The 14,233-nt window shown below is 62.2% G+C and carries 12 protein-coding genes; 9 read left to right on the plus strand and 3 right to left on the minus strand.

The genetic code is table 11. The annotated features are described in order from the left end of the window. Positions 1-14: 14 nt before the first annotated feature. A complete protein-coding gene (gene aldA / locus V6943_RS12200) occupies positions 15-1,451 on the plus strand; it encodes an aldehyde dehydrogenase (protein WP_131648738.1) in 1,437 nt (478 codons plus the stop codon). A 233-nt stretch (positions 1,452-1,684) separates the two neighbouring features. Here the strand turns inward: aldA and V6943_RS12205 are convergent, their stop codons facing one another. Next, positions 1,685-3,637: a sigma-54-dependent Fis family transcriptional regulator gene (locus tag V6943_RS12205; protein ID WP_340553615.1), complete on the minus strand. Its 1,953-nt coding sequence runs from the start codon at positions 3,635-3,637 to the stop codon at positions 1,685-1,687. Between the two features lie 405 nt (positions 3,638-4,042). Between V6943_RS12205 and pqqA the strand changes: the two genes are divergently transcribed. The 7 genes from pqqA to V6943_RS12240 all read left to right on the plus strand — a co-directional run bounded on the left by pqqA (position 4,043) and on the right by V6943_RS12240 (position 10,976). Next, positions 4,043-4,114 carry a pyrroloquinoline quinone precursor peptide PqqA gene (pqqA, locus tag V6943_RS12210; RefSeq protein WP_115028541.1) on the plus strand — a complete coding sequence of 24 codons (72 nt, stop codon included), beginning with the start codon at positions 4,043-4,045 and terminating at the stop codon, positions 4,112-4,114. A 48-nt stretch (positions 4,115-4,162) separates the two neighbouring features. Next, entirely contained in the window at positions 4,163-5,074 is a 912-nt protein-coding gene (gene pqqB / locus V6943_RS12215) for a pyrroloquinoline quinone biosynthesis protein PqqB (RefSeq protein WP_340553616.1), read from the plus strand. A gap of 118 nt (positions 5,075-5,192) precedes the next feature. After that, complete coding sequence (pqqC, locus tag V6943_RS12220) at positions 5,193-5,945, plus strand: pyrroloquinoline-quinone synthase PqqC (RefSeq protein ID WP_340553617.1); 753 nt, start codon at positions 5,193-5,195, stop codon at positions 5,943-5,945. Positions 5,946-5,999: 54 nt separating this feature from the next. Continuing rightward, positions 6,000-6,278 (plus strand): pyrroloquinoline quinone biosynthesis peptide chaperone PqqD, encoded by a 279-nt coding sequence (gene pqqD, locus V6943_RS12225; protein WP_181103613.1) that lies wholly within the window; start codon positions 6,000-6,002, stop codon positions 6,276-6,278. Further along, positions 6,250-7,404, plus strand: coding sequence for a pyrroloquinoline quinone biosynthesis protein PqqE (gene pqqE, locus V6943_RS12230; protein WP_181103610.1), 1,155 nt, complete (start codon positions 6,250-6,252; stop codon positions 7,402-7,404). The genes pqqD and pqqE overlap by 29 nt, the downstream gene beginning before the upstream one ends. 730 nt (positions 7,405-8,134) lie before the next feature. Beyond that, positions 8,135-9,298: an alcohol dehydrogenase-like regulatory protein ErcA gene (gene ercA, locus V6943_RS12235; RefSeq protein ID WP_340553618.1), complete on the plus strand. Its 1,164-nt coding sequence runs from the start codon at positions 8,135-8,137 to the stop codon at positions 9,296-9,298. Then, positions 9,282-10,976, plus strand: a complete 1,695-nt coding sequence (locus V6943_RS12240; RefSeq protein WP_340553619.1) for a hybrid sensor histidine kinase/response regulator — start codon at positions 9,282-9,284, stop codon at positions 10,974-10,976. The genes ercA and V6943_RS12240 overlap by 17 nt, the downstream gene beginning before the upstream one ends. Positions 10,977-11,006: 30 nt before the next feature. On the opposite strand, the gene V6943_RS12245 is transcribed toward V6943_RS12240, so the two are convergent. After that, entirely contained in the window at positions 11,007-12,380 is a 1,374-nt protein-coding gene (locus tag V6943_RS12245) for a substrate-binding domain-containing protein (RefSeq protein WP_340553620.1), read from the minus strand. A 138-nt stretch (positions 12,381-12,518) separates the two neighbouring features. Next, positions 12,519-13,331 carry an exodeoxyribonuclease III gene (xthA, locus tag V6943_RS12250; protein ID WP_340553621.1) on the minus strand — a complete coding sequence of 271 codons (813 nt, stop codon included), beginning with the start codon at positions 13,329-13,331 and terminating at the stop codon, positions 12,519-12,521. Positions 13,332-13,477: 146 nt separating this feature from the next. Between xthA and V6943_RS12255 the strand changes: the two genes are divergently transcribed. Beyond that, on the plus strand, positions 13,478-14,116 hold the full coding sequence (locus V6943_RS12255) for a GNAT family N-acetyltransferase (protein ID WP_131648746.1): 639 nt from the start codon (positions 13,478-13,480) through the stop codon (positions 14,114-14,116). Positions 14,117-14,233 lie beyond the last annotated feature (117 nt).

Here is a 14,233-nt window from a genome sequence, read left to right on the forward strand (position 1 = left end):
CCACGGAGAGCGATATGACCGACGCAATCACCTATCAGAACTACATCGACGGCGAATTCGTCGCCTGCGACAACCTCGTCGAAGTGCGCAACCCGGCCAACGGCGCCGTGCTTTCCCGCGTGCCAGAATCGGACGCGGCCACCACAGAGCGCGCCATCGCGGCTGCGCGCACCGCGCAAAAGGAGTGGTCCAACAAACCGGCCATCGAGCGCGCCAGCTATCTGCGTGCCATCGCCAGCAAGATTCGCCAGAACGCCGAGCGTCTGGCTCGCGTGATTACCGAAGAACAGGGCAAGATCCAGAGCTTGGCACTGGTGGAGGTCAACTTCACGGCCGACTACATGGATTACATGGCCGAGTGGGCGCGGCGTATCGAGGGTGAAATCATCACCAGCGACCGCCCAGGTGAGAACATTTTCCTATTCCGTAAACCGCTGGGCGTGGTAGCCGGCATCCTGCCGTGGAATTTCCCATTCTTCCTGATCGCTCGGAAGATGGCGCCGGCGCTGGTCACCGGCAATACCATCGTGATCAAGCCCAGCGAAGAAACCCCGAACAACTGTTTCGAATTCGCCAAACTGGTGGCCGAGACCGACTTGCCGAGGGGCGTCTTCAACGTGGTCTGTGGCAGCGGCGCCGGTGTCGGTAGCGCGCTGACCACGAGCAGCGGGATCGACATGATCAGCTTCACCGGCAGCGTCGGCACCGGCTCGCGGATCATGGCCGCTGCGGCGCCCAACGTCACCAAACTCAACCTCGAGCTTGGCGGCAAGGCACCTGCGATCGTTATGAACGATGCCGATCTGGAGCTGGCGGTCAACGCTATCCGCGCCTCGCGAATCATCAACACCGGCCAGGTGTGCAACTGCGCCGAGCGCGTCTACGTGCAGCGAGGCGTGGCCGACCAGTTCATCGAACGCATCGCCGGCGCCATGGCCGAAACCCGTTACGGCGACCCGATCGCGCAGGCGGATGTAGAGATGGGCCCACTTATCAACGAGGCCGGACTACGCAAGGTCGAGCAAATGGTCAGAACCGCCCAGAATCAGGGCGCCCAGCTGATCACTGGCGGCCAGGTCGCTGACCTCGGCCAGGGCTTCCACTACCAGCCGACGATCCTTGCCAACTGCTCGCAGGACATGGAAATCATGCGTCAGGAGATCTTCGGCCCGGTGCTGCCAATCCAGATCATCGACGACCTGGAGGAAGCCATTGCACTGGCCAACGACTGCGAGTACGGCCTGACTTCGTCGATCTACACCCGCGACCTGTCCACCGCGATGAAAGCGGCCGCTGGGCTGGATTTCGGCGAAACCTACATCAACCGCGAGAACTTCGAAGCGATGCAGGGCTTTCATGCTGGCACTCGAAAGTCGGGGATCGGCGGGGCGGACGGCAAGCACGGGCTCTATGAGTACACCCGTACGCATGTGGTTTATATCCAGCAGTAAAGGTAAGGGCCGCCTTGGGCGGCCTCATACCCATCTTCCTTCCCTGGGTAAGACAGCGAATCAGGACTCGCCCTGGAGAGCCGCGGAAAGCTCGGACCTCGAACTGCCGAGCACTATTTCAGTGAAGCACGGCGCCAGGATGGCGAGGCACGGAAAGCCTTCCTAGGTATCGCCATTCGCCATCTGCGGTCAGCTCGCTCCATGGCGTGCTGAGTCTCTCCTGCAACTCAGAGCTAGAACATCTCATTGGGCTGGACGATGCCGTGCTTTTTCATCTTGCGGTACAGCGTCGAGCGGGAAACGGAGCTGGCTTCGGCTGCCGCGCTGATGTTCCAACGGTATTGCCGCAGGACTGCCAGCAGATGGCGCGCTTCGTCGTCGCCCAACTGGTCGGCCAGGGTGGCTGCTGGCGCCGGCGGCGCGGCCGGAGCGGGAAGGGACGGTTGATGCAGCTCGGCAGGTAGGCAATCGCAATCGATCACACCGTCTTCGGCCAGGGCCACGGCGTAACGTAGCGCATTGAGCAACTGGCGGATATTGCCAGGCCAGGGATGGTTGAGAAGGCGCTGGCGTGCCGCTTCGTCCAGGCGTAATCCATCAGCGTCGGCCTGAGCGCTGAGCAGGTTGTGAATCAGCTCGGCGCGGTCGCTGCGCTCGCGCAAGGCCGGCAGCGCCAGGGTCATGCCGCTGAGTCGATAGAACAGATCCTCGCGGAACAGCCTGGCCTGGATCATCGCGTGCAGATCCTGATGCGTGGCGGACACCACCTGCACATCCAGCGGCACCGGCGTCTCGGCACCCAAGGGAAAGATCTCTCGCTCTGCCAGCACCCGCAGTAGACGGGTTTGCAAATGCGCCGGCATATCGCCGATCTCATCGAGAAACAGCGTGCCGCCGTTGGCCAGCTCCAGCTTGCCCTTCATGCCTTTCTTGCTGGCACCTGTGAAGCTGCCGCTACGGTAGCCGAAGAGTTCGCTCTCGATCAGAGTTTCCGGGATGGCGGCACAATTGAGGGCGATGAAAGGACCGCCTCGCCGGGCGCTGGCCTGATGGACGGCCCGCGCGAAGGCTTCCTTGCCGGTGCCGGTCTCGCCAGTAATGAGGATAGGGATACCTTTATCGATCACCTTGCGGATTCGCCGCACGCCCAGTTGCAACTGCGGGTCGCTGCCGCCGAGATGTTCAAGGTCGGGATGCGCGCTTGCCGGGGTGCGAGCGCACGCATCTGACGTCGGACGCGCGGAGCGCAGATGGTTCGCGGGAATGCGCAAGCCAACATCCATCAGCGCCTCGCCCTGCAGGGAACGCAGTCGCACGCCACGGGCTCCGCCGTTGGTCATGCTGAGCAGTTCATTGACGTTGGCCGGCAGTAGGCTATCGATGGGCCGGCCGAGCAGGGCGCTTCTATGGCCTTGCTCGTAGGCGACGAAGGCGGCGCGGTTGGCACCGATCACCCGTCCTTGTTCGTCCAGGGCCAACAGCTGTTCATTGGCAAGATCGGTGATGTCGTCGCGTGGCTTGATGGCCAAGGTCAGGCGATCGCGGTAGCTCTGATGGAAGTGGGCGTTCTCGATCAGCCGCGCGTACATGATCACCAATTGCAGGGTCAGGTACTGCGCTTCCTTGGGGCCGTCGCTGTTCAGGCATGTGGCGTTGAGGCAGCCGCGCAGCTGGCCCTGGGCGTCGAAGATTGGCGATACCGAGCAGCTCAGGCGGAAGTTCGTGGCGAGGAAGTGCTCCTCACGGTGGATGGTCAGCGCCTGGGTCGCGGCAAGGGCAGTACCGATGCCGTTGGTACCGGCGACCGATTCGTCCCAGCGCGCACCGATGATTAGCCCAGACTGAGTGTAGAGGTCGCGCTGTGCGGGCAGGCGCGCATCCAGCGTGACGCCGCCCTCGTCGCTGAGCAGCACGGAGAAGCCGGCTTGCACAACGCGCTTGGCCAGGCCGGTGACGCCCTGGCTGGCGACAGCCAAATACTCCTGGTGCTGAGCCTGGTGCTGGCGGATCTCGGCAGCGGTGAGAATGTTCTTCTCGCAGCGTCCGTGCGGGTTGAGGCGGTGCTGGGTAACGCTTCGGTACCAGGACTGAGCAATCAAGCCGTCCGGTTGAATGCCACGTTCGGGAAAGTGATCAGCCACGAAGGCTGCGAGTTCGCTGGCATTATCCGAAGCATGCAAATTCATTGTGATCCTCATTGGCCGATGACGGGCCTGGGGGCACGTCCCGACGTCTTGTTGTTTTTTGTCGAACCAGCGGCTGACCGAACGCTTCAACCATAGACTTCTTCGGCGGCGCCTTCTGTCATCCATCCGTCGGAGATGGCACGGATACAGCAAGTGATATGCCGGGAGCACTCGGCGTCACCGCAAGTCCCGAGCTTGAGCGGTCAGAGGTAGGCCGCAGAGTGCGGATGTCGGCACAGCCGTCGCAAGAATGCGACATGTGGAGCGGACAGGCGTACAGGTGTCGCTGACACGCTACCAAATCAGGACCGAAACTCGTTCGAAAGTAGCATTCGGGGGTGTCGGGCCTGATGGTTAACTCAAATCTGCCGGAATTCTCCGGCTTCATAAGAAGAGGAACGACCCATGTGGACTAAACCCGAGTACAGCGATCTGCGCATTGGTTTCGAAGTGACCATGTACTTCGCCAATCGTTGACTGTTCCGCCCCGGCTTCGGCCGGGGTTCTATCAATCGGGGGAAGTGCATGTTCATCCAGATTCTCGGTTCTGCTGCAGGCGGTGGTTTCCCTCAGTGGAATTGCAATTGCTCCAACTGTGCCGGCCTGCGCGCCGGCACCTTGCGCGGCCAGGCGCGTACCCAGTCGTCCATCGCCATCAGCGACAACGGCGTGGACTGGATTCTCTGCAACGCCTCGCCGGATATCCGTGCGCAACTGGAGGCCTTTCCCGCCTTGCAGCCGGCGCGCAAGCCGCGCGATACGGCGATCGGCGCGATCATCCTGCTCGACAGTCAGATCGATCACACCACCGGCCTGCTGACCTTGCGCGAAGGCTGCCCGCATGAAGTCTGGTGCACCGAGATGGTCCACCAGGACCTGACCACGGGCTTTCCATTGTTCAACATGCTCGAGCACTGGAACGGCGGCCTGAAGTGGAACCCCATCGCGCTGGACGGCAGCTTTGCCATCCCGGCCTGTCCGAGCCTCGTCATCACGCCGACTCCGCTGCGCAGTTCGGCGCCGCCGTATTCGCCGCACCGCAACGATCCGCATCCGGGCGACAACATCGGCCTGTTCATCGAAGATCGCCGCACCGGCGGCAAGCTGTTCTATGCGCCGGGCCTGGGCCAGGTGAGCGAGGCGCTGCTGGGCACCATGCGCGGCGCCGATTGTCTGCTGGTGGACGGTACGCTCTGGCGCGACGACGAAATGCGCGTGCGTGAGGTCGGCGACAAACTGGGCAGCGAAATGGGCCATCTGCCTCAGAGCGGCCCGGGCGGCATGATCGAGGTGCTCGACGGCCTGTCGGCGGCGCGCAAGATCCTCATTCATATCAACAACACCAACCCGATACTCGACCAGGACTCGCCCGAGCGCGCCATTCTCGACGAGCACGGCATCGAAGTAGCCTTCGATGGCATGAGCATCGAGTTGTAGCTGCGCTCCGGACGTAGGGTGCGCTTTGCGCACCGAGTAATTAGAGCCGGTGCGCAGAGCGCACCCTACGAGACAAACCTTCCCGCGTTGAGCGCTGGACCTGCATAAGGAAGCCGCGATGACCCTGCCAGCCATGACCCCCGCCGAATTCGAGCAGGCGCTGCGTGCCAAGGGCGATTACTACCATATTCATCACCCCTTTCATCGAGCGATGTACACCGGGCAGGCCAACCGTGAGCAGATCCAGGGCTGGGTGGCCAACCGTTTCTACTACCAGGTCTGCATTCCGCTGAAGGATGCGGCGATCATGGCCAACTGTCCGGATCGTGACGCGCGCCGCGAGTGGGTGCAGCGCATCCTCGACCATGACGGCGCGCCCGGCGAGGAGGGCGGCATCGAGGCCTGGCTGCGGCTGGCCGAAGCGGTGGGGCTCGACCGCGAACAGGTGCTGTCGCAGGAGCTGGTGCTGCCAGGTGTGCGCTTCGCGGTGGACGCCTACGTCAACTTCGCGCGGCGCGCTTCCTGGCAGGAAGCGGCGAGCAGCTCGCTGACCGAACTCTTCGCGCCGACCATCCACCAGTCACGTCTGGAGGCCTGGCCGCAGCATTACCCTTGGATCGATGCCTCCGGTTATGACTATTTCCACAAGCGCTTGAAGGAAGCGCGTCGTGACGTCGAGCACGGGCTGCGCATCACGCTCGGCCACTACCGCACGCGTGACGCGCAGGAGCGCATGCTGAACATTCTTCAGTTCAAGCTGGACGTGTTGTGGAGCATGCTCGATGCCATGAGCATGGCGTACGAATTGAGCCGTCCGCCGTACCACACCGTGACCCGTGAGCGGGTTTGGCACAACGGCATTACGTTGTGAGTGCGAAACCCCGCGCAGCGTGTATGGCCACCCGTATTTGGCAAGTGAACTGACATGAACGAGAACATTCTGCTGAAAGTCCCGGTCTTCCGCCGCGGTTATCGCTTCCAGTTCGAGCCGGCGCAAGGCTGTCACGTTTTGCTCTACCCGGAGGGCATGATCAAGCTCAACGACAGCGCCGCCGAGATACTCAAACGGGTCGACGGCGCCCGTACGGTAGGAGGAATCGTTGCCGATCTGCAGGGGAGTTTCCCCGGCGCGGAGGCCATCGAAGAAGACATCCTGGCATTCCTGGAGGTGGCCGTTGAACGGTTCTGGATCGAGCTTCGTTAAACCCGGCTACGAACCCGGTCCGCCGCTGTGGCTGCTCGCCGAGCTGACCTACCGCTGCCCGCTGCAATGCCCGTACTGCTCTAACCCGCTGGATTTCGCCCGCAGCCATGAGGAGCTGAGTACCGCCGAGTGGATCGAGGTGTTCCGCCAGGCGCGGGAGATGGGCGCGGCGCAGCTGGGTTTTTCAGGTGGCGAGCCGCTGGTGCGCCAGGACCTGGCCGAGCTGATCGAGGCGGCCCGCGGGCTGGGTTACTACACCAACCTGATCACTTCGGGCATCGGCCTGACCGAAGAGAAGATCGCCCGCTTCGCCGAAGCCGGGCTGGACCATATCCAGATCAGCTTCCAGGCCGCCGACGAAGAGGTGAACAACCTGCTGGCCGGCTCGAAGAAGGCCTTTGCGCAGAAGCTGGAAATGGCCCGCGCGGTGAAGCGGCATGGCTACCCGATGGTGCTCAACTTCGTCACCCATCGGCATAACATCGACAACATCGAGCGCATCATCGAGCTGTGCCTGGAGCTGGAAGCGGATTTCGTCGAGCTGGCCACCTGCCAGTTCTACGGCTGGGCCGAGCTGAACCGCGCCGGCCTGTTGCCGAGCAAGGCGCAACTGGAGCGGGCCGAACGCATCACCAACCAGTGGCGCGAGCGGCTCGCCGCCGAGAATCATCCCTGCAAGCTGATCTTCGTGACGCCCGACTATTACGAAGAGCGCCCCAAGGCCTGCATGAGCGGCTGGGGGAACCTGTTTCTCGACGTCACTCCCGACGGCACCGCATTGCCGTGCCACAGCGCGCGCCAGCTGCCGGTGGAGTTTCCCAACGTGCGCGAGCACAGCATCGAATACATCTGGCGGCATTCCTTCGGCTTCAATAAGTTTCGCGGCTACGACTGGATGCCCGAACCCTGCCGTAGTTGCGACGAGAAGGAACAGGACTTCGGTGGCTGCCGTTGCCAGGCGTTCATGCTCACCGGCGACGCCGCGAATGCCGACCCGGTGTGCAGCAAGTCGGCGCAGCACGGCAAGATTCTCGCTGCGCGCGAACAGGCCGAGCAGAACGCGCCGGGCCTCGATCAACTACGCTACCGCAACGAGAAAGCGTCGAAACTCATCCTCAAGGTCTGACCTGGTAGCTCCGGTCGCCGGACGATGGAGCAACCATGAGCAAAACCGCTGTTCCCTATGGCTCCTGGCCCAGCGAGTGGAGTGCCGAGCGGGCTGCCGCCACCAGCCAGGACTTCGCCGAGCTGCGGGCCGGTCATCGCGGGCTGTTCTGGATCGAGTACGACCCGGCGGATGCGCGTTGCACGCTCAGGTACTGGCGGGTTGCAACAGCCGCGTTTTGCCGAGGACGGGATTCTTTATTGCCTGAGCGATCATGGTTTGGCGCGAGAGCGGAGGGCGGCTTGTGGTGCGTGAGTTTGGCGGTGCGCCGAGCGTACCCTACGGAAACATGCCTGAGTCAGCCGTAGGGTGCGCTCCGCGCACCGGTGATTTTGACCGTACCCCGGCCCCATGGCAGTTAGGTACTGCCAGCTATCAGCCCCTGGCCGGTGGCGGTCTGTTGTTGACCCACCGCCGCCTATCAGCTGCATCCGGTGGAACGCCACGGCTTTCGCAACGCCGCCAATCTGGCTGATGCGCTTCAGCGTGAATGACGCTTCTACCAAGCGCTGCTTTGAACGACGCTCGTCTGGGAAGCCAACCCTAGCTCTGATCCCGTTTCGCCGAAGCCGCGTCGGGTTATGCAACGAAACGGGACGGACCTACGCACGCTATTCCTTGAGTGCATTGCTTTACCCGACCAATCCAGTAGGCTTGCGCGGTTGTTACAAAAATAATAAAGGCCACGGTGATGAGCCCGAATATCAGCCTCCAGCGTAAATTCGTTTCCCCTGAAATCATCTTCGGTGCCGGTTGCCGTCACAGCGTCGGCACCTGTGCCAGCAACTTCGGCGCGCGCAAGGTGCTGGTGGTTTCCGACCCCGGTGTGGTGGCTGCTGGCTGGGTAGCCGACGTGCAGGCCAGCCTCGAGCGGCAGAACATCGAACACCACCTGTTCACCGATGTATCGCCCAATCCGCGTTGCGAAGAGGTGATGCTTGGCGCCGAGGTCTATCGCAATGAAGGCTGCAACGTGATCGTCGCGGTGGGCGGCGGCAGCCCGATGGATTGCGCCAAGGGCATCGGCATCGTGGTCGCCCATGGTCGCCATATCATCGAGTTTGAAGGGGTAGATACCCTGCGCGTCCCCAGCCCGCCGCTGATCCTGATCCCCACCACGGCCGGTACCTCGGCCGACGTGTCGCAGTTCGTGATCATCTCCAACCAGGACGAGCGGATGAAGTTCTCCATCGTCAGCAAGGCGGCGGTGCCGGACGTTTCGTTGATCGACCCGGAAACCACCGCGAGCATGGATCCCTTCCTGTCCGCCTGTACCGGCATCGACGCGCTGGTGCACGCCATCGAGGCGTTCGTCTCCACCGGCAACGGCCCGCTGACCGATCCCCACGCGTTGGAGGCTATGCGGCTGATCAACGGCAATCTGGTGCAGATGATCGCCAATCCGACGGATATCGGCCTGCGTGAGCAGATCATGCTGGGCAGCATGCAGGCCGGGCTGGCGTTCTCCAACGCGATTCTTGGCGCCGTGCATGCCATGTCCCACAGTCTCGGCGGCTATCTCGACTTGCCTCACGGGCTGTGTAACGCGGTGTTGGTCGAGCATGTGGTGGCGTTCAACTACGATGCCGCGCCGGATCGCTTCAAGATCGTCGCGCAGACGCTGGGCATCGATACGCGCGGCCTGAACCACCGGCAGGTTCGCGAGCGCCTGGTGCAGCATCTGATCAACCTCAAGCAATCGATCGGGTTCAAGGAAAGCCTCGGCCTGCATGGTGTCGACCTGTCGGACATCCCCTTCCTGTCGCAGCATGCGATGCAGGACCCCTGCATCCTCACCAACCCTCGTTCTTCGACCCAGCGCGATGTCGAGGTCGTCTATGCCGAAGCCCTCTGACGATCAGCAGCAGGCCCTGACTCAACTGCTCGGCTTCGGTAGCCATTCCGCGCGCAAGAGCCATTACCCCGAGTTGCTGAGCCGTCTGGAGGAGCTGGAGGCCGAGCGCAACCGCTACAAGTGGCTGTTCGAACATGCGGTGCACGGCATCTTCCAGGCCAGCCTGCAGGAGGGCATTCGCGCGGCCAACCCGGCCCTGGCACGCATGCTCGGCTACGACAGCCCGGAGGATGCGCTGTGGTCGCTCACCGATCTGTCGCACCACCTGTTCATCGGCGGTGAAGAAGAGCTGCTGCAGATTCGCCATACCCTGAGCAGCCAGCTGGGCCTGTTCGGCTACGAAACCCGGTTGCGGCGCAAGGACGGCAGCTTCATCGACGTCATGATGAACCTGCTGCTCAAACCGGACGAAGACGGCCTGGTGGAGGGCTTCGTCGCCGACATCACCGAGCGCAAGCAGGCGCAACAGCGGTTGCTGCAGCTCAACGAGCAACTGGAACAGCGCGTTACCGAACGCACCTGCGAGTTGCGCGAAGCCCGCGACGCGGCCGAAGCGGCCAACCTCAGCAAGGACAAGTACCTGGCTGCCGCTAGCCACGATTTGCTGCAACCGTTGAACGCGGCGCGGCTGCTGATCTCCACCCTGTGCGAACGGGACTTGCCGAGTGCCGAGCGCAATCTGGTGCTGCGGGCGCACCAGGCGCTGGAAGGCGCCGAGGACCTGCTCACCGACCTGCTGGACATTTCCAAGCTGGACCAGAGCGCTATCAAGCCGGACATCGATAGCTATGGCCTCGACGAGGTGCTGCTGCCGCTGGTGTCGGAGTTCCAACCGGTCGCCGAGGCGGCGGGGTTGCAACTCGTCCATTTCATTCCGCGCTATGCGATCCAGACCGATTTCCGCCTGCTGAGCCGCATCCTGCGCAACTTTCTCAGCAATGCCTGCCGTTACACCGAACGCGGTCGGGTATTGCTCGGCGCGCGCAAGCGCGGCGGTTCGCTGCGCATCGAGGTCTGGGATACCGGCCGTGGCATCGCCCAGGACCAGCTGCAGTCGATCTTCCTCGAATTCAATCAGCTCGGGGTCGAGCGTGCCGCCGAGCGGCGCGGCGTCGGCCTGGGGCTGGCCATCGTGGAGCGCATCGCCAAGATGCTCGACTACCGCATCCAGGTCAGGTCGCAACCGGGGCGCGGCTCGGTTTTTTGCATCGAGGTGCCACTGAGTGAATCGATGCCCAGACGCAATCTGGAGACGCTGGTCAGCGTGCCGCAACTGGGTGACCCCTTGCCGGGGCGGCGGCTGCTGGTGCTGGATAACGAGCTGAGCATTCTGCACAGCATGGCCGCGCTGCTTGGCCAGTGGGGATGCGAGGTGCTCACGGCGACCGATCGGGCACAGGCGATTGCCGTGCTGGACGGCCGGGCGCCGGAGCTGATCCTGGCCGATTTCCATCTCGACCAGGGCACCACCGGCTGGGAAGTGGCGCAGGCATTGCGCGAGCGTTTCGGCGAGGCGATTCCGGTGGTGATGATCACCGCCGATCGCAGCGACCAGTGCCGCAAGCAGCTGCAGGGCCTCGGCGTGCCGGTACTGAACAAGCCGGTCAAGGCCGGCAAGATGCGCTCGGTGCTCAGCCATCTGCTTGTTGGCGATACATCCAAATCGGCTGTGGAGTAGTGGTAGAAAACAAGCCGCGATCTAGCCAGTTCAGTAAAGCCAGACCTCTACACGCCTGTTCTTGACTCGACCTGACGGAGTATCAGAAGCCACTGGAAGTTGATCACCCAACCCATTGATATCTTTAACCAGAATGCCGCCACGCGCTAACTCGCGACGCACCGCCATAGCGCGGAGTTTGGACAGCAACTCGGTGCGCGCCGAGTCCCCTCGCGCATCGCCGAAGCCCACCAGCACCGCGGCGTTCATCTGTTTGTCAGCGCGCTGGAGATAATCGATCAAGCGTCCGATATCACGTTGAGCCTTGTTATCCAGCCGAGCGCTGCCCTCGTCGAAACGAAAGTTGACGGTCAGCCGCCGGGCATCGTTGGCCAGGTCCTGGTAAAGCTGTGGCATGTCGGGTTGGGCCGGCAGCTTTATCGCAGTGATTGCCTGTGCGACGTAGCCGGCCTTTTCGACGATGGCCTGCCCGGCGGCGCTATGGGCAAAGTCGAGATAGGCCCGTGTCCAGTCCGACTGGGCAGTAGGCTTGGCATAGAGGAACAGACGGCGCGACAGCGGATAGTCTTCGGTCGCGACCAACGCGGTGGACGGAAGCATGGGCTCCGAGTCGCCGTCGGCAATCGCCAGCGCCTTGGCGCTTCCCACCGAGGCGAGGCCCACGAAGCCGATAGCACCAGGGCGGCTGATGACCGTTTGGGAAAGCTGGTCATTGGATTCATAACGCAAGGCACTGCCGGCGAGCGTCTTGTTCTGAGTGCCGAGTACCAGTTCCTTGAAGGTGTCATAGGTGCCGGACTGATCGTCGCGCGCATGCAGTTCAACGGTCAGATCATCGCCGCCCAGCTCGCGCCAGTTGCGAATCTCGCCAGCGAACAGGCCGGCGACTTGCGCGACGCTGAGCGAGGCGATTCGGTTGTTCGGATGGACGATGATCGCCAAACCGTCGATGGCGATGATCTGCTCGGACTGTGCGCTGCGCAGGTCACCGAGGCTGGCCAGGCTGTCGTATTCGCTGTTCTTGATGGGTCGCGATGCGGCGGCAAGATCGGCGGAACCGTTTCCGAGCCCAGCAAAGCCAGTGCCTGTGCCGTGAGCGGCAACCAGGGCGTGCAGCGTGCGGCCGGTTTTGCTGTCGATTGCGCTTATCCGCTGCTCGTTTTCCTTGGTGGAAGCGATCTTTATCGATTGCAGTCCCTGTGCTTCGAACAGACCGGCGATCAACATGGGCGCTAATTTGGCGCCGACGGTGTTCGACCCATGGATGCTCAGTACCGGCTGATCCTTTGCAGGTAACGCCGGCACGGCTCCGTTTACCGAGAGGGGAGATGCACAGAACAGGGCGAGAAACGCCAGGCATAGCACCCGTTTCCCAATGGTGCGTGCGGACGTAAAAAGTGCCATGCAGCGAATCTCCCTTTCAAAGAAGCGGGGAGATTAAGACGCTTTGTTTACCGTTATGTGACCGCCGACCTGGATGGATGTCGATCTGTGCATCAGTACCCCGCTGCGCAACTCGGCGGGTGGAGTCGAACCGGCGACTCAGTTCAGCTCGATCCAGACCGGGCAGTGGTCGGAAGGCTTCTCCATGCTGCGGATGTCGTAGTCGACACCGCAGTTGATGACGCGCTGATGCAGGCCGGTGGTGGTCAGGATCAGGTCGATGCGCAGCCCTCGACGTGGGTCATCTTCGAAACCACGGCTGCGGTAGTCGAACCAGCTGAAGCGATCGACGACTTCCGGGTTGAGCGTACGGAAGCTGTCCTGCAAACCCCAGTTCTTCAGCCGCGCCAGCCATTCGCGTTCTTCCGGCAGAAAGCTGCACTTGCCTGTACGCAGCCAGCGCTTGGCGTTCACGTCGCCGATGCCGATGTCGCAATCCTCAGGCGAGATGTTGAAGTCGCCCATGATCGCCACCGATTGATCGGGCGTGAAGCGCTCTTCCAGCAGGGCTTGCAGATCCGCGTAGAACTTGGTTTTGGCGGGAAACTTGGTCGGATGGATACGGCTTTCGCCCTGTGGGAAATAGCCATTCATGACGGTCACCGGCTGGCCGTTGGCATCGGCGAAGCGGCCCCAGATGAAGCGCTTCTGCGATTCCTCGCCATCGCCGGGAAAGCCTTTGTGGATTTCCAGCGGCGCCTGCCGCGATAGCAGGGCGACACCGTAATGGCCTTTCTGACCATGGAAATGTACGTGATAGCCGAGCGCTTCGATCTCGGCCTGCGGGAACTGTTCGTCCGCTACTTTGGTTTCCTGCAGACCGATGACGTCCGGCTGGTGTTTTTCGATAAGCGCAGCAAGTTGATGAGGTCGTGCGCGTAAGCCGTTGATATTGAAGGAAACGAGCTTCATGGATGAGGGCTCCGGAAAAACCGCGATTCTAATCGTTTCGGCCTTTGCGGTGCGAGTCGTATCAGCCGGTCGCCAATAAGCGGCACGAGCACGGTACGGGTGCTAACGTGAATTCAGCGCTCTACAACATAAGAAAGAGAACTGCCATGCCGATGCCTGCTGAAGTACGAATGCTGGACAGTGGTTACGCCAGGGAGGCGCGCTCGCTTCTGTACAACGCTTACCGTCACGAACCCACCTATGCCTACCTGTTCGAATCCGATCGGCCCGGGTACGACCAGCGTGTACGCGCCACCGTGCGTGAGCTGGTCAATCAGCATTTTCTGCAGGATCAGCCCGCGCTGGGGTTGCTGGCGGATGATCGGCTGATCGCCGTGGCGTTGATCGCGCCGCCGCAGCGTCGTCTGGATGTCACCGAGAGTTGGGTCTGGCGCATGCGCATGCTGATGACCACGGGCTTTCGCTGCACCCGGCGATATCTCGATTACCACGCGGCAGTGCTCGGCTGCCTGCCGCCGGGCGCTTTTCATGTGCTGCCATTGATGGCCGTCCATCCGCAGTTTCAAGGGCAGCACTACGGTGAACAGCTGCTCGAGGCGCTGCATAACTGGTGTGCTGTGGACACGACCTCGCAGGGATTGGTGCTCGACACGGGCAATCCACGCTACCTGAACTTCTATGAGCGGCAGGGCTATGAGGAAATCGGTCAGGTCGCGATCGGGCCGGTGGTCGAACACGTGTTCTTCCATCCCGCGCCGCGCCAGGTCGAAGCCAGTCGAGGATAGCGGCGAATTTTTGCGCGTTGCGCATAGTCCAACCGGTGGTTTTCCGACGAAGCTTTTCGATGTTCTACCTAACGCTGTATGTACCGTGCTACACGCATCCACGCCGATCCGAGCTTC

This window comes from Pseudomonas sp. CBC3, assembly GCF_037967085.1.
Lineage (GTDB): Bacteria > Pseudomonadota > Gammaproteobacteria > Pseudomonadales > Pseudomonadaceae > Stutzerimonas.